The 18,227-nt window shown below is 46.9% G+C and carries 15 protein-coding genes and 1 other annotated feature; of the genes, 3 read left to right on the top strand and 12 right to left on the bottom strand.

Features of this window, described 5'->3' with window-relative positions:
* The first annotated feature begins 150 nt into the window (after positions 1-150).
* Positions 151-1,320, top strand: a complete 1,170-nt coding sequence (locus MKFW12EY_RS03150) for an AAA family ATPase (RefSeq protein ID WP_054763262.1) — start codon at positions 151-153, stop codon at positions 1,318-1,320.
* 210 nt (positions 1,321-1,530) lie between these two features.
* On the opposite strand, the gene MKFW12EY_RS03145 is transcribed toward MKFW12EY_RS03150, so the two are convergent.
* The 6 genes from MKFW12EY_RS03145 to MKFW12EY_RS03120 are packed head-to-tail and all read right to left on the bottom strand — an operon-like array spanning position 1,531 to position 10,147.
* On the bottom strand, positions 1,531-2,283 hold the full coding sequence (locus tag MKFW12EY_RS03145) for a TraB/GumN family protein (RefSeq protein ID WP_054763261.1): 753 nt from the start codon (positions 2,281-2,283) through the stop codon (positions 1,531-1,533).
* 50 nt (positions 2,284-2,333) lie between these two features.
* Positions 2,334-3,839, bottom strand: a complete 1,506-nt coding sequence (locus tag MKFW12EY_RS03140; protein WP_054763260.1) for a phage tail fiber domain-containing protein — start codon at positions 3,837-3,839, stop codon at positions 2,334-2,336.
* Positions 3,840-3,849: 10 nt separating this feature from the next.
* Positions 3,850-5,313 carry a phage terminase large subunit gene (gene terL, locus MKFW12EY_RS03135; protein ID WP_221053991.1) on the bottom strand — a complete coding sequence of 488 codons (1,464 nt, stop codon included), beginning with the start codon at positions 5,311-5,313 and terminating at the stop codon, positions 3,850-3,852.
* Entirely contained in the window at positions 5,313-5,927 is a 615-nt protein-coding gene (locus tag MKFW12EY_RS03130; protein ID WP_221053990.1) for a hypothetical protein, read from the bottom strand. Before MKFW12EY_RS03130 ends, terL begins: the two co-directional genes overlap by 1 nt.
* Before the next feature lie 35 nt (positions 5,928-5,962).
* Positions 5,963-8,965: a hypothetical protein gene (locus MKFW12EY_RS03125; RefSeq protein WP_221053989.1), complete on the bottom strand. Its 3,003-nt coding sequence runs from the start codon at positions 8,963-8,965 to the stop codon at positions 5,963-5,965.
* 9 nt (positions 8,966-8,974) lie between these two features.
* On the bottom strand, positions 8,975-10,147 hold the full coding sequence (locus MKFW12EY_RS03120; protein WP_221053988.1) for a transglycosylase SLT domain-containing protein: 1,173 nt from the start codon (positions 10,145-10,147) through the stop codon (positions 8,975-8,977).
* A gap of 201 nt (positions 10,148-10,348) precedes the next feature.
* Here MKFW12EY_RS03120 and MKFW12EY_RS03115 point away from each other — a divergent pair, with 201 nt between their 5' ends.
* Positions 10,349-11,446, top strand: coding sequence for an IS5 family transposase (locus tag MKFW12EY_RS03115; RefSeq protein WP_221053058.1), 1,098 nt, complete (start codon positions 10,349-10,351; stop codon positions 11,444-11,446).
* A 153-nt stretch (positions 11,447-11,599) separates the two neighbouring features.
* Here MKFW12EY_RS03115 and MKFW12EY_RS03110 read toward each other — a convergent pair whose 3' ends face one another.
* The 6 genes from MKFW12EY_RS03110 to MKFW12EY_RS03085 all read right to left on the bottom strand — a co-directional run bounded on the left by MKFW12EY_RS03110 (position 11,600) and on the right by MKFW12EY_RS03085 (position 17,020).
* A complete protein-coding gene (locus tag MKFW12EY_RS03110; protein WP_221053987.1) occupies positions 11,600-12,715 on the bottom strand; it encodes a hypothetical protein in 1,116 nt (371 codons plus the stop codon).
* Between the two features lie 3 nt (positions 12,716-12,718).
* Positions 12,719-13,327, bottom strand: a complete 609-nt coding sequence (locus MKFW12EY_RS03105) for a virion core protein, T7 gp14 family (RefSeq protein ID WP_054763591.1) — start codon at positions 13,325-13,327, stop codon at positions 12,719-12,721.
* Between the two features lie 2 nt (positions 13,328-13,329).
* Positions 13,330-13,788, bottom strand: coding sequence for a GNAT family N-acetyltransferase (locus MKFW12EY_RS03100; protein WP_054763590.1), 459 nt, complete (start codon positions 13,786-13,788; stop codon positions 13,330-13,332).
* Positions 13,781-15,739 (bottom strand): phage tail protein, encoded by a 1,959-nt coding sequence (locus MKFW12EY_RS03095; RefSeq protein ID WP_054763589.1) that lies wholly within the window; start codon positions 15,737-15,739, stop codon positions 13,781-13,783. Before MKFW12EY_RS03095 ends, MKFW12EY_RS03100 begins: the two co-directional genes overlap by 8 nt.
* On the bottom strand, positions 15,739-16,299 hold the full coding sequence (locus MKFW12EY_RS03090; RefSeq protein ID WP_054763588.1) for a phage connector family protein: 561 nt from the start codon (positions 16,297-16,299) through the stop codon (positions 15,739-15,741). Before MKFW12EY_RS03090 ends, MKFW12EY_RS03095 begins: the two co-directional genes overlap by 1 nt.
* A gap of 88 nt (positions 16,300-16,387) precedes the next feature.
* Complete coding sequence (locus MKFW12EY_RS03085; protein WP_221053986.1) at positions 16,388-17,020, bottom strand: phage capsid protein; 633 nt, start codon at positions 17,018-17,020, stop codon at positions 16,388-16,390.
* On the opposite strand from MKFW12EY_RS03085, the gene MKFW12EY_RS03080 reads away from it, so the two are divergent.
* A protein-coding gene (locus tag MKFW12EY_RS03080) for an IS3 family transposase (RefSeq protein ID WP_245006282.1) occupies positions 16,997-18,225 on the top strand; the annotation gives its coding sequence in 2 pieces (ribosomal slippage) (positions 16,997-17,288 and positions 17,288-18,225; 1,230 coding nt in all). The genes MKFW12EY_RS03085 and MKFW12EY_RS03080 overlap by 24 nt on opposite strands.
* Positions 17,281-17,397 (top strand) — a sequence feature (AL1L pseudoknot). It overlaps the preceding gene by 117 nt.
* Positions 18,226-18,227: the final 2 nt, after the last annotated feature.

The raw sequence follows: 18,227 nt of genomic DNA, 5'->3' as shown, positions 1-18,227 counted from the left end.
TACACAAAATTCAGGACACCCTCGACGCTTAAAGAACTCTTTGTCACTTTCTTCCCTGGAAAAGAGTTTCTTGGACCACAACCCACGTCCGACGGGCGTCTTGAATTTCCTGTACGAACCGCCAATGGGAATATTCATGATCTCGACGAATTGTCGGCAGGTGAAAAAGAAATTTTGTACGGGTATCTTCGAATTAGAAGCTCAGCTCCGAAAAATTCAATAATTTTGCTTGATGAGCCTGAACTACACCTCAATCCTCGCCTTATTAGAAACCTCCCAGAGTTCTATCGGCGCCATCTAGGAGAAGCTCTTAACAATCAGCTTTGGCTGGTCACTCATTCCGATGCGCTTTTACGAGAAGCTGTTGGAAAACCTGGTTTCAGTGTCTTTCATATGTTCCCTTGTGGAATAAATGGCGGGCGCGGACAGCTTCGGCAATTGAGCGCAAGCGAAGACCTAGATCTTGCAATGGCTGATTTGGTTGGTGATCTCGCTGCTTACCGACCCGATGGGACTGCGATACTGTTCGAAGGCGGTGGGGATACCGACTTTGATCAAAGTATCGTTGCAAGGCTTTTCCCTAATGAACTGGCCGGTGTAAACCTTCTCTCTGGTAGCAATAAAACAAAAGTTGAAGCCCTACACGATGTTCTCAATCGGGCCTACACAAAGGGGGATCTTCCTATCCGTTTTTTTGCGATAACTGATGGCGACTCAGAGGCTAGTGCGCCTCCTCCAAGTGGCGTCCGTCGTTTTAGGTGGGACGTTTATCATATTGAGAATTACTTGCTAGAACCCCGCTATGTTGTTGAAGCAGTAAATATTATTGATCCATCTAGTCGGATGGACATAGAAACTGGACTAGAAGCTCTTAGAAGTGCTGCTAGAACAGTTGTTTTCAAAGCGCTCAGGCAAAGAATGTGCGACTATGTAAACTCTAAAATCGTAAACTGTATAGATATTAAATTCGATCCTGCTGCTGAAGAGATTGCGCGATATACAAATGAAGCAGCGGAGCGGTCTCTGTCCAAAGTGGAAACGGTCGTAAAAGAACAGTTGACACAGAAGGCACTTTTTGAAAAACAGACTGAATGGAAATCCGAAATTGAGGCTGCATTTGGAGATGGATCTTGGAAAAAAATTCTGCCTGGCCGGGAAATTCTGAAGGCATTTGTTTCCCAACAAAGACTTTCGATTTCCTATGAAATACTACGTAATTTGATCGTAAGTCGAATGGTCGATTCAGGGTTTCAACCAGAAGGCATGAAGCGTGTTATTTTGAAAATTGTCACAGAAAGCTCATCACCTCGTATCAATTAAATGATTTATTTGTCGCAGGCAAAACGAGTAGGAGGCAGTGAGACAAGAATCGCATCCTACTTGTCAGTAAATCTTCGATTACAGGTAACGGTCAAGTTGCTGTTATTGATCATTTCGAATGAGAGACAACAGATGCTCGGCTGTGTAGCTTAGGTTGTTTTTCAGAAATTTCAAAGTTGCACCAACAGGCGTAAATGCTCCGTTTCGAGCCTACACTTTCTCACCTTTGCATTTCCACAATACGAGCCCATCTATCACATCAGTTGCCGCTCGATGCTTCTTTGCGTTAATCAAAGACATCAATGTCTGGTTCAAAATCGGTAATGCTTCTGGGTCAGAGGCGCTAACAAAAAGACTTATTCTACCCTGATCCGACGTGCATTTCTCGGGCAGCCAACGTTGCGGATAAGTTTTAACGCTGAAGCCACGATTGGCCAAAATTTCAGCGACAGCAGGCTTGCCACTTCTGACAGTCCAATTAACTTTTTTCAGTGTGTGCAGTCCTCCGAGTAAAACCAGAATTGGTTTGTCGGCCGGAAAGTCGGCAAGCCGGTTTGCCATGTTTTCATCGCGGTCTTGATCGGCGTCGATGGCTTCAACTCTCAAACAAGGTGTTTGTCGTTTGAGTTCGGCGAATTGCTCGATCATCCAACGCATCCCGGCATGATCGATTGGGAAGGGAATTTTGATTTTTGATGCCGGCTCCTTGCCGGCCATTACGTCGTCGATGATTGCTTGCTGGTCACGCTCGATCTCAAGGCCGATGCTTACGCACTGATACTTAGCGATTGTTGCTTCGACCAGCCCCTTAAAAAATCGTGGTGACTCGGGTTGTTGGTGAGTTTCTCCAATGATAACGATATTACCCGGTTTGATATTGTGTTCGATATCAGCAAAGTCATTGGATAAGCATGTTGCGCCGGAGAACATCAAAGCGAAGCCTAACGTAAGTGTCTTTGACATAAGCACGCTGTAAATTGATCAAATCACTAAATTACAGCGTACTTTATGATTTACCAACCTCGTTGAGCAACAAACCTGTACTTCCAGTTAGCGGCGGTCGGCGTTACAACTGTCCCTGATTTATTGATACCTCCAAAGGCAGTTGTACCTCCTGTAGTGAATCCAACAGTTGTTTTGTTTTTCCACGGTTCATCAGTGTTTCGAGCATAGCTACCAGCGAATGATGAAAAAACAACCTGCTCCCCAACACTATAAGTTATATCCGCTGTAATACACTCAACATCTAAATACGCAATGTCAGGCATTACACCAAGCTTATGAGTTGCTGAAATTGTGGTGTTTATTCCAGGTAAAGTATTCGTCCAAGCTGAAGTAAATCTACCAAGCAGTTGATACCAAGTTATCGCGGTCACAACGCCACCAGCGACAGTAACCTCTCCAACAAACACGCGGTTTACAGTGTTTGCGATTGAGCCATTACCTACCTTCATAGTCATTTCTTGAATGTTGAAAGTATGTTGGTTATTAGTTGTGCTGTAAGTACCACCCCACTGGTAATTTGGTTGTAAAGTCGTTGAACCAGTTGAAATTAACCCGCCATTTATGTCCAAATACAGATACATCGTCCCGTTCGTTGAAAGGCCAGTCCAACTTGGATTGGTAATTGATTTCTTGTAGTCGCTATTACCATTCGCCGCTGTAATCACCAAGGTTCCGCTTGCGGTCACTGTGGTCGATCCCGTGCTGCCGCCAAAAGCTGACGCTCCCGTTGAATCTACCGGCCCACTCAATACGGTTTGCCTGATGCCTGCACTTCCTGCCGCTTCGAGGCTTGTATTTACAAAACCAACCGTCGCAAGTTCCGTGGTATCGGTCGTGTTGGTTGCGGTTGTTTTCGGAACTTGATTGAAGGTCGCCGTGTTTGAAAACGAAACCGAACCCGTAAAGGTGTCGCCAGCTTTATTCGCGGGGGTATAGCCTAAATAGCTCACTAAGTCCGCGTTGGTTACCGCTTGCCAGGATGCAATTCCAGCATTTGCTTTCAACCACTTTCCGTTATCAGTTGGGTTTAAAGGCACAGTTAAATTTCCAAGTCGCGTCACAACCTGATCGACATAAAGCTTGTTTACTGCATCTGCCGAATTCTCTGGGCTGGCTAAATTGATAATTGAAATATTGTTAGCATCCCATTTACCTGTTTCGTTCAGCTTAATACCGTAAGTACCGATTTCTTGCGCGATTGATGTTAAATAATCCAAGTCGCCATCCAACACGGCTGAGTCCAAAGGGCCACCTTCAATAAAGTCAGTTGACCTCAATATTGGGGTTTGCCTAAACAAACGAATATTTGTTGCATTTGCAGGCGGAACATAGAAGGTAACGGTGCCGCCAGCTCCAAGTGGGTCAATGCTGACTGAAAACCCAGTCGTTACGACCACACCATCGACAACGACGCTTAGCTGGTCAGTCGTTAAAATTTTGAAGGTAAACGGAAACGCGGTAGTTGAACCGTTACCTGTGTACTCGTTGATCAAGTCTTGAATTGAGATTGACATTTAATTCCCTTTAAAAAACGAGCTCGTCCATTTCGAGCTCAAACGTGCCTTGCGACATCCATGCTTTATTTATGGAGCCCATTGCCAATACTGAAGCTGCAATCCGAATTGGCTCCCGTAAGATGGCCGACGCGGCCGCGTCGATAAAGTCGTCCCTTGCTTTAGTAACTGATGGGTTAAAGTCGCGGATTTGATGAAAGAAAGGTGAGTTAATAACCGACGCGTGAGCGTGTATCCTTCCGGCGTACAGCGGCGTTTCAAACGCTTTGATGATCCTGTCGTTCTTCGCTTCTCGATTGAAGGCTGAGTTAACTCCAATGCCTGTACCTTCGAGGTGCTTGATCAACATCGGTGGCAGCATGGCCCCGATACCATTCATCTCGATATTAACAATGGGGATATTGAATTCCAGAGCAATTCGCTTGACCGCTTTACACTGATCGTCAGTGTCGCCAACAACAGCTATCGTTCGGTGGATAAAGTAATTGTTGTCGTCGTCTGAGAACACAACCGCGACTACTGAGTCGTCACCTCTGGCACTGCTTATCGCCGGGTCCCAAAAGCAAGAAACGCTTCTGATGACATGCTCGCCAATCGTTACGTGATATGAGTTATTCGCAGAAACGAAATCAACTTCCTTGTCGTACATTTTTATGCGTGCAACGTCGAGAACGGAGTCACTCGTTGACGCTGGAATCAACAGATATTGCGATAACCACTCGGATTTACTGTGGCAGCTTAATTGCTTCTCTAAAATCCACTGATTGCTAAAACGTTCCGGCCATTGGCTGTCACCTTCCATGTAGGGATAATCACCTTTGATATTGGTGATAAGTGGCACCCTAAGCTTTGAAGCACCATTTTGCGCAACCTCGTCATAAATCGATTCCGGGTCGTGGTAAGTACCGATAAACAACCTGCGACCAACCTCTGGAACAAGCAGGTTATTTGCTTCGGATACCCGTCGCCTTAGCTCTTCACGCTTGTGTGCCGTCCCTGAGTTTTTTGGAACCTCAATATCGTCAAAGATGATGTAGTCAGCACGACCGCCGGTAACGTTGGATAAGATGCCTTTTGCTTTTACGGAAGAATTTCGGTTATCGACGTGACCAGCTACAAAGAAACTGTCCTTTCTAACTTCAAGGTCACGACCCGCTTTAATCAAATGCTGACTAAATGGATGCCTGCGTAAAACCTGGAGAATATCCTGGGTTGACTTCTTCGCGGTTTCTCCATCCGCTGACATGATCAAAAACCGAAGGGCAGGGTTCTTCGTAAGCTTATAAGCAACCCAAAGGTCAGTGATGGTCGATTTACCAATACCGCGCCAAAGCAGAACGATCTTGGTTTTGTTCTTACCCCAGTTTTCTTCGTCTTCTAAATACTCGAAAATCTTGAAGTGTACTTCCGGAATTTCCCAACCGCTCTGGTGATACCAAACCGCCGCGTACAACGGAAAATCAAAATCCGTCATCACTTAGCTCGCTTCAATAACAACACCTCAGCGGCAGCAATAACTTTGTTTTGCTCGTCTTTCTCTTCTTTGGTTCGAATGTTTGTCTGGTAATGGTCACTTTCCAAGCGGTCAATGAGCTCTGTCATTTGCTTGGTCACTGCCAGAAGGTTTTTTAAGTTTTGTAGCTGGCGGCTTCGTTTATCAACACTGCCTAAGTCGTCCCAATTCACATCGGTTATAAATTGGCTGTGCGATTCGACTGAAATACGACGGACCAACTCGGTGTAAGTCATGCGCAAGCGGTCAGCGTCAGTCGCTGAGCCAAACTCCGCTTCGATACTTTTCAGCTTTTGTTGATGTGGAGAATTTGGGTTAGCCATCTCGCGTTCTTTGCGAGCGGCTTTAGTACGTCTTCGCCATTCCGTTGTACGACTGACTTTTTTTCCTTCGGAAAAGTAACCGGCAAGCTCGTGAGGCTTTTTTTCCCGAACCGTATCCCTTTGCGTTTCAGACTTACCCGACTTATGACGGTGGTAAGTCATTTTGGACACAGGTTTTCCGTTTACTTCATAGACAATCCCGTCTCCATGATTAGGTGGGGCAAGTTCAATTCTTTCTTTTTGCTCGTCCATGAGCATTACTCCTAACTAACAATATCAGTTGCTATTTATTTTCCCTCTATCAACTTATTTATCTCACCCTTGGTTTCATATGGAGCTCCAACCATTGAAGCCCATTCACGGTTAAATTGATCAACCGCATGGCTGGCATACCAGAGGTTGTTGAATGGTATTAGCCTGCGGGTCGCGTCAATCTCTTGTTTGTCCCAACGCTCTGTATCTCTGAAGCCATTCAATACCGTTGAAGCATCGGTAAAGGGTTGAGCACCAGGCCCAATAAAGCGAACCCAATCCGGCTTACCTTTTTCGTAGCCATACGCTTTTGAGGCATCAAACAATCGATTTGTCGGTGTTAATCCAAATGGAGCACTTAACTTGTCGTACAGCATGCCGGGGAATAGACCTAAACCAGTGTTGTTCACCCCGGAAACTACCCAACCCTCCCAGGTTTCAGGCTCTTTATTTCCATAAGCGAAGCTTTTCAGCTTGGTCTGCAAGATGCCGATGCCAGTCATAGCTGTTGCCGCCCATAAAAAGTTCGCATCGTGACGCTGTAAGCCGGCAACCGCGATACGTTGCCATGCAGACCAAGCGAACGATTGAAACTTGAACAGCAGCTTTAGCTCGGCTCGATCCATGAAGGCGGGTAAGGTGGACGCATTGACCTTTACAATGGCGGAGCTAACCATCCTGTTTACTGAGCTACCAAAAACACCGGCAAGCTCTTGGTCAGCCCATTGATCGACATTGGCAATGCGATTGGATACATCACCAAATTGCTTGCTTGCGGCGTAAATATCTTTGATGTTCTCAGCGGTCAAACCATGCTGAGCAAAAAACGTAATTTCGGAGTTACTTAACTTTGCTCCACCCGTTAACCTTTCACCAGCCGCCAAGATTTTATCGACCGCGATGGTGCCATTTACGCCTTGGCCGAAGGTCGTCCACTTCGGCAAGCCTGAAGCTTTCATCAACGTAGCAGAGGTCTTAGCCATAAAATCGTTGATGAAGTTATTCGGGTTGCTGCTCGACATGATCTCTTCCAGGTCTTTTGCTCGATCACTGGCAACACGATCCCAGGCGGTAGCCATTCGGGTTGCTTGAGCTTTTTGCAGCTTTCCTAAGTCACTAAAATCCAATAACGCTTTGCCATAATGCTCCATTGATTTAATCGGACCATTGATCATTACACTGGCCCCAACGTCATTCAAAGACGCGATTAAAGCTTTACCCATCTTGGTTGAAACCAAGAAGTTATTCAAAAAATTCAGACCATCTTTATAAGCATTCGTGGCTCCGGTGTCGTTCGGATTTCCAAGTAAGCGATTGAAAGCTACTTTAAAGTTTTCCTCATCAGAAACCCTTGCAGCCTCTAAAGCTTTTTGCTCACTCGGTTTAGCGTTCAGCTTTAAATCTGTGTTCTTTGCTAACGCGTCTTTCAACAATTGATCGGCGTTGTAACTACCAAATCTATTCAACAACTCGATCTTAGGGGCAGTTCGAGCCAGGTATTTGTAAGCAATCTCATAAGGATCTTCATTGATCAGGAACATCAAATCCTTGTCCTCTAATCGCAGCTTACGACGACCGGTTGTTGCCGGAAATTCAGACTTACCGCCAATAATGTGGTTATAAACCGATTTAGCGACATCCAATGCTTCGGCTCGAACATCATGAAAGCTACCATCGGTGGTATCCATTGCCCGTTGTAATTCTTTTGGGTCAGCTTTCCACTTGGCTTCAATTCGGTCAGCTAATTTGGTTATCACCTCGTTTGCGTTCAACCTCGCAAAGCTTTTCTGGTAATCGCGTGGAAACATATGCACCGCCCCGTACACATTGTCCGGGTTGCTGATTTTGTCGTGCTCATAAAGAACCTTGCCGAAATCATCGATCATTTTGCGGATGTTTTCAGCGGCTTTAACAATCCCACTATCGACAACATCGCCATATCGCAATTGACGTTGAACCAGCTCGTTGAACTCCTTTTTGGAGAACTGCTGAACAGCTTGCTCCGCATTTTTCACGTATTCAGCAAAGCCAGCTTGGCGATCAGCTTCAATCTTACTTACCCAACTGTTTTTGGTATCTTCGATCAAAGCCTCGACGGAATTAATCGCTTTACCTTTGGTATTGCCGACCGTGACAAAGCCATGATCAAAAACTTCGTTTGCGAGAGACCTAATCTCCGGGTTAGGGCTTTGCATTAACTTTGCACCAACACCTCCCATTGGTCCCTTGGTAGCCAGCTTGGTTAACCAACCTCCCACTAATTTTGTATCGTCTGCTGTAAAAGTATCGATCAGTGCATCAGGGGTTGCGGCAGCACCTACGGAATCGGCTGATTGGATAGGTACATAATCTGGTTGGGCATGAGGATCGGGCACACCATCTGGCAATATCGGAGCTTTTGCTCCATATCGATTGGCTAAAGCCGACAGCACACCGGTAAACGCGGTTGCCGTGCCGATGTTCAATGCGGTCTCTTGTGCGGTTCGATGTTCTTGGCTAGCTTGAAGGGCAGCTTCATCAACTGCCGTGGTAGCAGCGGCCCAAGCCATCCTTGCCTTAGTCGATTGACCGACCATTGGCACTAAATTGATTGGATCAGCCACACCAGTTACAACGGCGCCAAGCACACCCAATGCTCCATTGCGGCTAATGTTTTCTCGTGCGGCGTCTTCGTCGTGAAGTTTTCTAAGCTTCATCCTCAATTCTTGAGGCGAACGCGAATCCATTAAGCTTGGATAATCGTCTAACTTGATTTGATTAAACAAAGTACGATCATCGCGATACGGTTCATAGCCGGCCTGCGCGGGATAGTCGATGTTGTATTCTTTTTTCGTGGCATTCAATATCGAGCCGGCTGCGTTATTAATAACGAGCTCGTCATGCAGCAAAGAACGCTCAGGCTGCTGTTGATTTAATTCATCAAAGTAAGGATTAGCCGGTGAAGGGGCGTCTGGGGTTAACTGGCTGCGAACCACTTCCGGCTGCTGAACCGGTTGAACTGAATTTTTTTCCACATCCTGTGGGTTGATTTCAATCATGCAAAATCCTTATGCTGGTTTGTATCCATTTTTCTTGAGGGTGTTCATATATCTATTGAACTCCTCATTGGCGTATTTCTCGCCGTACTTATCCTTGTTGTAGAAATAACCGCTGTACTCTTTCAAAGCTCGTTCGGTATCGCCAGGGTAACGCCTGGTCAAATCACGCCAGTAGCTAATCATGGCCGAGTGTTGATCCTCAACTGAGCCTCCTGGAGCTAAACCGTATTGCTTACCGGTCGATTCCACAAACTGATAAAGCCCATACGCTTTGGAGTCTGGATTTACCGCACTGGTATTGAAATTCGATTCGGTTTTTGCAATGGCGGTGAATAAGCCTTTTTCATCAGCTAACGCGGGAACCTTGGCTTGAGCTGCCTGAATTTCGCTAATCAAATTCGGGTTGCGAATGCCGGTTTCAATTTTTCCAATGACATTACCCAAAGAAAATTCAGCCCCACGATTTGGATTCATGATTCGATATGCTTCCTCTTTGTTTGGTGAAAACACCTTGTCTTCGAATTGGTTTTTATCCCAATTGAACAACAAATAACCGGTTTTACCATCCACTGATCTTGCACCGGGGATTAGTTGGAAGTTCCCAATGTTGTTGTCTTTTACATACTGCTCGGTGATAACCTTAAATGCCTTCAAATCCTCGGGGTCTTTGTAGATTTTTGACGGTGCGTTAAACATTGTGAATTGCTTGCCGGCAATATCTTCCTTTGCCCAGGTGATTTGTGCCAAAGCTCGTTTCGATAGCTCTTCGTCGTTCATGTGTGGGGTCAAATGCTGCTGCCTGCGGTACGCGGCTCGATAATCCTCCGCAACTGAAACCGGGAAATCTGAACCGAACTCACTGGCGATATCCGCAAGGGTTTTGTATCTGGAATCCTTCGGTAATAAGCTATCGTCAAACGTCTTCGCTGAAGCAAGGTTGTCGAGGCGTTGTTGCCTGATCTTTCTTGCATCGGCAAAGCTTGTTTTTGAGCCAAGCTCAACCTCGTCGGCCATGATGCGAGCAATATCTTTGTTTTCGTCCGAAACCTTCGCCGCAACCGATGGATGCTCCTTTTGAATTGCGTTCAGCGTTTCCGAAAATGAACGAGCGGTTTCTTCTGTCGGAGGTGTGTTCAAAATATTGATGACTGATTGCGGGACACGACCACCGGTGAATTGCATGATGTTGTCCAACGTTGCTTTTCGTTGCTCAACCGATCCCTTTGTAAAGGTGTCAACCAAAGCACCAGCGTTTAAGCTGTAATACTTGTCAACTTGGCTATCGGTTAACAGGCTGGTGAAAAACTCCCAAAGCTGCAGTCATCAAGGCGCATAGCCTCAGCAAACAAGTAAAATAGCGCATCTAAATTGGAGAAGCCCCCCATGCGCGGACACGATGCCATTCAAAATAGCTGGTTCAGCTACGTTAGCCTGGAAGACCGTATTCCCAAACAGCATCCGTTGCGTCGTTTACGGCTACTCGTCGATGGCGTATTGGCCTCTATGGATGCGGTCTTTGCCGAATGCTACTCCCATACTGGCCGCCCGTCGATTGCGCCCGAAAAACTGCTGCGCGCCTTGCTATTGCAAGTGCTGTACACCGTTCGTAGCGAACGCCAGTTGATGGAACAGCTGGACTACAACCTGCTGTTTCGCTGGTTTGTCGGTTTGGGTATCGACGATGCTGTCTGGGAACGCAGCGTGTTCAGCGCCAACCGCGAGCGCCTGCTGTCCGAAGCACTGAGTCGCGAGTTTTTTGAGCGGGTCTTGGCCATTGCCGAATGGCAAAACCTGGTGTCCGACGAACACTTCAGTGTCGACGGCAGCCTGATCGAAGCCTGGGCCTCGCACAAAAGCTTCGTGAAGAAAGACGGCAGCGGTCCTGATAAACCCGCCGGCCGCAATCCCGAGGTCGACTTCAGCGGCGAAAAGCGCAGCAATGCCACGCATCAGAGCACGACAGACCCCGAAGCGCGGCTTTACAAGAAAGGCGAATACACCGAGGCCAAACTGCGTTACATCACCCATGCCCTATCCGAGAATCGTAACGGCCTGATTGTCGATGTCGAAACCACCCAAGCCACCGGCACCGCTGAAATCGAAGCCGCGCAAACAATGATCAAACGCCGTGTTCCCAAAGGCGGCAGCGTCGGTGCCGACAAAGGCTATGACCAACCGGCGTTCGTCAACAAACTCAAGACGCAAGACATCAAAGCCCATGTTGCTCGCAAAAAGACCGGCAGTGCCGTCGATGGCCGCACCGCGCGCGGCAAAGCGTACGCTCAAAGCCTCAAGCGCCGCAAAATCGTCGAAGAAGCCTTCGGCTGGATCAAGACCGTCGGGGGCCTGCGTAAAACCCGCCACATCGGCTTAGCCAAAGTCGCAGGTCAGGCCTTGTTTTGCTTTGCCGCCTACAACCTGACGCGCTTGCTCAACCTATTGGTGTTCACGCCGAAACCGGCGTGGAGTGCGCCCACCTAGGGCGAAGTGCGCCTGAAAACCGTCCACAGACGGCTTCAGGCGAATAAAAAGCCCTTGAAACAGGGGCAAAACGGTTGAAACTCGATGTCATGACCGATTTCAACACGAAAAAATCACGGAAACCGTGGGTAAGGGGAAATATCAGTGGGTTTTTCACCAGCCTGTTAAGCCAACACCAGAACCGTTTGCCGCGTTAATCGCGTTTTGAATTTCGATAATGTCTTTGTTTTTACTTTGCTCGGTCTGGATAATTTGATTTTTATGGTTGATCAATACCGCTTTATCCGCAGGCTCTAAATTCGGATTAGCACTGATTTCCGAAATTGAAACCGCATTGGGGTCTTGAACCAACTTCAAATAAAGGTCGTCGCGGGTCTGATTTGACAGCCTATTGCGTTGAGCAAATTCTTGGTTTGCTCGTATGGTAATTGTGTTTTCCGCATCGTTTTTAAAACCTGACATTTGATCCGGCGTAATAACGTCCTTGAAAACGTCCAAGGTTCCATCGCCTTGGTACTGGAAAAACTTATCTGGGTTTTCCTTGGCTAACGTGGTCAGCATTTGGCCGGCGGCAGAGCGTTTTGCTTTATCAATCGCCGCTTCATAAACCGCTGGTCGTAATTGGTAAAGCGGGTCTTTGCGTAGCTCTTCGAAGGACTGCATACCTCTTTGAAAAGCACCAGGATCGGTGTTCATTGACTGCGCCACCGTGTCAATTCTTAGGTTGTAAGCGTCAATCGCGTTTTGAGTATTTTTTTTGACGAAATTGTCGGTATCTTCCGCGAAACTGACCGCCATTCTTTTTGAGGCTGACACTCGCAACGTGTCTCTGGTTGTGCCAAAGTTGAAAGGGGTGTTTTCAATTAACGCACTGTACTCAGTTTCCAAGGCTTTACGGTTTTCGTCGGCGACTTGAGCTAAGGTAATTTCGCCTTTCAAAACTCGTTCTTGATTGCGTTTATCGATTTCAGCGTGCTTGACGATCATTTCATTTTCAATCTGCGCGGCTTTTACCTTGTCTTCCGCTTCGGCATGTTGCTGAAGGTATGACACAGCGGAATTAATCGCTTTAGCAGCTGTAGCACTGGTCTGAGCGGCGGACTCGCCGGTTTGTAAGATGGCTCGTGTATTACCGCGAACATCCTCTGTCGGTAAGGACACTGGTTTAGCGACGACATTTCCAAAGCCACGCGTTGGGTCTTGAAGCGGAGCGGCTTCAAAGGTTTGGCCGCGTTGTCCTGATTGTGGTATCTCTAATTTAATTGCCATTTATTAATTCCCAAATGATCTGTACATACCTGAGCCGTTGAATGGGCTGCCGGTAAATGCTCCCTTTATATTTCCGCCCATCTCGCCAAAAGTCATACCGCTTTTTGCTCCCAATGAACCAGCACTTGAAAGCAATGAAGCACCAGCTCCAATCATGCCGTTAGTCATGGTGTTGCTTGCTTGGGTGTAAAACTGTTTCGATTGGAATTCGCCATCCATACGAGCTAATCGACCTTTTTCATTGGCCGAGATTGAACCGTTAGCTCCACTCATCAGATACGCAACCGCATCCTGTTCAGCCAAGCGGGTCACTTCATCAACCATTGCTTGAGCGGAACCATCACCAACCACAACACCTGAAGCGGCTTGATTTGCGATTTGCTTGCCTCGAACTGAAATTGCTTCAGCCCTAACTTGACGAGCTTGCTCATTGGCTTGCTCCATAATTTGTTTGGCTTCGTACTCAGCTTGAGCTTGTTGTCTACCGGCTGATTGTGCTGAATACTTTCCGGCCTTTTTCTGAGCTGATGATTGGTCAGACGAGCTTTTAGCGGCCATCGCAGCCGAAGCCGCCATACCGACACCCATCATGATCGTTGTTGGTTCACACATATTTACAATTCCTTTGTGTATGTCTTCGAAGACAGGGTAAAACCCTTTCTGGTCAACAGCCGTTCCATACTGTCGCCATTAAAATTACTAAGCGGCATTGTCGTCATAATTCGCTCAGCACCTAATCTTTCAGCTTCGCTTAAAAAGTGCATTAGTAACTTATAGCCAATTTGTTTATGGCGTTGGTCGCTAATCACATAAAGGGCATAGTCGGTTGCAAATTTAGCCGTGCCATACCAAATTTCGGACAATTCACCTGCGATAAAACCAACAATCTTGCCTTTTTCATTTTCATAAACAAAAAACATGCAAGGGTCTTTTGAAATCAAATACGTCATAGTCGTACTGATCTTCGATAAACTTAAATTCATCCATTTGTGACTGGGTACTTCTAAACCACCGTCCACCGTAATCATGGCTAACAAATAAGTAATATCGTCTAAGGTTGCTGGTCTAATCATTGCTGTTTACAAACATTACCGCTGATAAAATTGTCCAAGGTAAAGGATATGGCTGCTCTAATACGGTGTTTTCATTTGATGACCAACCTAAGTTAGCTATCGCAATATCACCGGTAAATGGAGCAATTGCCGAATCCGTCAAATCGCCAAATTTTCTAAATGGCTGTTCTTGGTTATTTATCGTTAATCCAGTTGTATTCAGAACTTTAATCAAAATTTTGGAAATATTGACCTTTCCACCTTGCGATGTACCATGCTCGTTAGGTACGTTTGGATGTTGCAAAACAATTCGCGGTAAGTAAGGGATACCAACCACTAAAGATGAAACCGCTTTTGATAAAGTGATTTGCCCGCTTGAAACCGTCACTTTTGGCAGCACTTGTCCATCACCGACTGGAAACACCTCTTTTCCTTCTAAGTGCGATAAACCTGTCCAAGTGGTAGTTGGAGAACCAGCCGTTAATTGAATCGCGCAGTCGGTATAAACATCATCGTAATAATTGAAGAATTCAATATACCGCTTGGTGTTGCCGTTAATGGTTCGCTCGATAACCAGATAAACGGTGTCTTGGTTACTTTCTGGAATAACCGCCAAATGCTCGAAATTACCTTCGGTTGAATGTGAGCTCCACCCCGTCATGTTGAAGTCGCGCATGTGAACGCATGACAGCAAGGTTCCGTCTTGACGTATCCACCATGAAAGGTAATCCGGGCTTTGAGCGAACGCGGCCTCAATAACTCCGGGGCCAACCAAATGCTCGGCTAACACTGAAATGTCTGGAGCTTGGTTAACGTCCTCAGCAACCGAATAACTTATCGCCCTGACTTTAGCGTTATCGCGTTGAACAAATATCACCTCATTACCAATCTTGATCGGCATGCAATCGTTTGAACCATGATAGGTTTGTGGTGCAATGCGGATCGTGGAAGGGGTAATACCGGTCGTGCTTGATCCCGTCATTGAAAACTCGCCGCCGTAGGTCAATGGCAGCAAATAGCGAGCTGACGATAGGTGAATCAATTCGTCATATTGATTTGACGCGATGGTGAATTGCAAAGCGTTATTGTCTTTTGCACCTTGGGTAAAGTTCGTGTACTCACCGATAGCTGAACCCCAGATGGTTTGCGGGTTCATGGCGGTGCCGCCGAAGTACAGTCGTTGTTCGTGAAAAACGATGGTCTTTGGATAATTACCGGTATGCCAGGTTAATATCTTCGTACCAGAAACCGAACCTACCACCGACCATTCTTGTCGATCGGAATCTGCATACACGCAAGTAATCGTCCAGGTCTCGGTTGGAGCACTGTTTTTAAACGTCACCGCGGCTATCGTGCCATTGCCGGTATTCGTCGGTGTAGGGTCAGTAACGGTGCCTGCCGTTGCGGCAATCGTGAAGTTGTCACCCGTTTTAAACGCGGTCGTACCTGAGATAATCTTGAACTTAATGAAGTAGTTTTCGTACCAAAAGTCCGTTACTGCATAGTAAGTGAAAGCTGCATCAGCTAACGTCCAACTTGTGTCGCTAACACGCGTTAAAGTTTTTGGTGGATAGTTGCCATGCACAAAATACATCACGGTGCCAACCTGGGTGAACCTTAAGGTTGAGAGCTCCGAATCAGTGTAAGGAACCGCAATCTCATAAGGGGTTCCACCGCTCAGAATGTACTGACCGTTTCTAACAAAACGCAAATAACCATCATTAATCACTAAACAATATGACAATGTTCGTGAATAGATGAAGGGTATTAAGCGGCTTGGCTTACTTGAATTTCTGAGCTCAGCGACAAACTGAGTCCCACGCCTTGAGGTTGCCGCTCCATGTGGCAGCGGGTAAGCGTTTTTCATTTCCTTGGCACCGTGCTTGTAACTTTCCAAGTCAGTGCGTGCAATCATTTTTGGTGAAATTTCACCAGTAGTGAAGTCAGTAATTACTTGTTTGACGCGGGCCATTAGAAACGTACCCCCACCAATCCATTCGCATCGGTTGGGATCTCGTCTTCGGTATCCTCTGAGGCATCAGCCCAAATCGCAGCTTGTAACTTATCGACAAATACCTTGTAGAACTGCCTTTGAAGTTCTTTGTCTTTTGTTATTGAATAAGCAATTTCCGCCTGTAAATTAGCAGCCATCAAAGCTGTAAAATCAGAAGTCCATTGATTAACGTCAATAATGTCTGCGACGTACTTAATCTGACAGTTATCAGAATTAGTAATAATGAAGGAACCCTCAACCTTGTAATCGGCTTGGGTATAAACTTGAACTAACCTAATATTGTCCGTGGGTAACGCATACCGATATTGGTATGCGTGATTAGGCGGGGTTGTTGAACGAGCTAAATCAACTCGTTTTATCGCAAAGTTCCAGGTATGACGACGCAACAACGAACGACGAACCGTGTTCCAATGTGCATTAACAGCAATAGCTGGAGTAGACTGCTCGGTTAACGCACTAATAGGGTTTTCACCAAGGCCTATTAACGCGACATTTGAAATTTCTACTATAGAGGCCATCCTTGGCTCCTTGAATTAAAATACTTCCTGTATTTATTAACGAAAAAGGGGGCATAAGCCCCCCTTTAACAATTTTGCTATTCAGCTATTAAGGTTCAACGCAACCAATTTCAATTACACCGGTAGGCTCGATTACAACAGCCCCCATAGAAGAACTCGAAACAACGTTGTAACCATAACGATCTGGCGACCATTCAATGGTAGTAACTATGTCTTGACCAACAGCTAAGCCAACCGCTTGTTTATGAACAGCGAAACAGTGGCGGGTGTTGCTTTGTGCAGAACCAGCGGCGTTTAGGTTGTCTTTAGTTAACTGGGTGGACATAATCCATTGGAAACCCAACGCTGAATTAATTGAACCTTCAACCAAACTTTTAATCGCCATGTAATCACCACTGGTTAAAGTAGAGATACCCAAAGCATCAGAAATTTGTTGCGGACCAACGATCAAATAACGATCAGTAGGATCAGCATCGATGTTGTTTAACAACGTTAACGCTTCCAAAATCTTTGCTTGTGTCAACGCACCGGATAAAGTGGTTGGGTTAGTATTTGAAGCCAACAAAGCGGTATTAATGGTTGCGTCAGCATCACGGCCTAACGCGTTAGCGGTCGCAGTAACAAACTCGTTTCGGAATGAAACGTTATGAATCGCCCTGGTTTCCTCGGAGGCTCCAACCTTTGAGAGAATGGAGCAATGAACGAGAAAACGAGCAAGCATTATTCATCGGAAATTCGAGAACGAGCGGTTCGCATGGTGCGAGAGCATCAAGATGAATACCCGTCGGAATGGGCCGCTATCCAATCAATTTCGGCCAAGTTTGGCTGCACGGCGGAGACGTTACGTCGCTGGCTGAGGCAAACACAACCGATCACTAGCTCGAGCATAGAAGTGTCCGGCAATGGCGCGGAACGCATCAAGGCGCTGGAGCGGGAAGTCCGGGAGTTACGCCAGGCCAACGAGATCCTGCGTAAGGCCTCGGCGTATTTTGCGCAGGCGGAGCTCGACCGCCGGTTCAAGCCATGAAAGCGTTCATCGACGAGCATCGCGATGGCTATGGGGTCGAGCCAATCTGCAAAGTTCTGCCGATTGCCCCATCGACGTATTACCTGCATGCGGCGCGCAAAGCCAATCCTGAGTTGCGGTCGCATCGCGCCAAGCAGGACGAGGCCCTCAGTCAGCAAATTCGTCGAGTTTGGAATGATAGCTTCCAAAATTACGGCGCGCGTAAAGTCTGGATTCAATTGAAACGCGAGGGCTTAACCGTGGCCCGTTGTACGGTGGAACGCCTCATGCGAAGCCTGGAGCTGAAAGGCGTCAGGCGTGGCAAAACCATCAAGACCACCTTCAGCGATGCCAACGCGGAGTGTCCTCTGGATCGGGTGAATCGGCAGTTCAGCGCCGTACGACCGAATGCCTTGTGGGTGGCGGACTTCACCTATGTCAAAACCTGGCAGGGCTTCGTTTACGTGGCCTTCGTGATCGATGTGTTTGCCCGCTACATCGTCGGTTGGAAGGTATCGTCATCGGCGCATACCGACTTTGTGCTGGACGCACTGGAGCAGGCGCTTCATGACCGGCAACCCCAGCGCGATGGCGGCTTGATTCACCATAGCGATCGAGGCGTGCAGTACGTTTCGATCCGCTATACCGAGCGTTTAGCCGAGGCCGGCGTTGAAGCTTCGGTAGGCAGTGTGGGTGACTCTTATGACAATGCCTTGGCTGAAACTATTAATGGTTTGTACAAAACCGAACTGATTCACAAGCAATCCTGGAAGAGCCGCGAAGCCGTTGAACTCGCTACATTGACTTGGGTGGATTGGTTTAATCATCGACGGCTGTTGGGATCGATTGGTAATATCCCACCAGCCGAAGCGGAGGCTAACTATTATCGGCAACTTCCCGAGTCCGTCATGGCAGCGTGACT

The sequence above is a fragment of the Methylomonas koyamae genome (assembly GCF_019669905.1).
Taxonomy (GTDB): Bacteria; Pseudomonadota; Gammaproteobacteria; order Methylococcales; family Methylomonadaceae; genus Methylomonas; species Methylomonas koyamae.
Note: the sequence above shows the minus strand (reverse complement) of the source record. Positions and strands in the feature narration are given on the sequence as shown.

Excerpts from the sequence above, each read along its gene's own strand:
- MKFW12EY_RS03110 (WP_221053987.1), bottom strand. The coding sequence starts at position 12,715 with ATGGCAATTAAATTAGAGATACCACAATCAGGACAACGCGGCCAAACC.
- MKFW12EY_RS03085 (WP_221053986.1), bottom strand. The coding sequence starts at position 17,020 with ATGCTTGCTCGTTTTCTCGTTCATTGCTCCATTCTCTCAAAGGTTGGA.
- MKFW12EY_RS03105 (WP_054763591.1), bottom strand. The coding sequence starts at position 13,327 with ATGTGTGAACCAACAACGATCATGATGGGTGTCGGTATGGCGGCTTCG.
- MKFW12EY_RS03145 (WP_054763261.1), bottom strand. The coding sequence starts at position 2,283 with ATGTCAAAGACACTTACGTTAGGCTTCGCTTTGATGTTCTCCGGCGCA.
- MKFW12EY_RS03125 (WP_221053989.1), bottom strand. The coding sequence starts at position 8,965 with ATGATTGAAATCAACCCACAGGATGTGGAAAAAAATTCAGTTCAACCG.
- MKFW12EY_RS03115 (WP_221053058.1), top strand. The coding sequence starts at position 10,349 with ATGCGCGGACACGATGCCATTCAAAATAGCTGGTTCAGCTACGTTAGC.
- MKFW12EY_RS03130 (WP_221053990.1), bottom strand. The coding sequence starts at position 5,927 with ATGGACGAGCAAAAAGAAAGAATTGAACTTGCCCCACCTAATCATGGA.
- MKFW12EY_RS03090 (WP_054763588.1), bottom strand. The coding sequence starts at position 16,299 with ATGGCCTCTATAGTAGAAATTTCAAATGTCGCGTTAATAGGCCTTGGT.
- MKFW12EY_RS03095 (WP_054763589.1), bottom strand. The coding sequence starts at position 15,739 with ATGGCCCGCGTCAAACAAGTAATTACTGACTTCACTACTGGTGAAATT.
- MKFW12EY_RS03100 (WP_054763590.1), bottom strand. The coding sequence starts at position 13,788 with ATGATTAGACCAGCAACCTTAGACGATATTACTTATTTGTTAGCCATG.
- MKFW12EY_RS03120 (WP_221053988.1), bottom strand. The coding sequence starts at position 10,147 with ATGCAATTCACCGGTGGTCGTGTCCCGCAATCAGTCATCAATATTTTG.
- terL (WP_221053991.1), bottom strand. The coding sequence starts at position 5,313 with ATGACGGATTTTGATTTTCCGTTGTACGCGGCGGTTTGGTATCACCAG.
- MKFW12EY_RS03140 (WP_054763260.1), bottom strand. The coding sequence starts at position 3,839 with ATGTCAATCTCAATTCAAGACTTGATCAACGAGTACACAGGTAACGGT.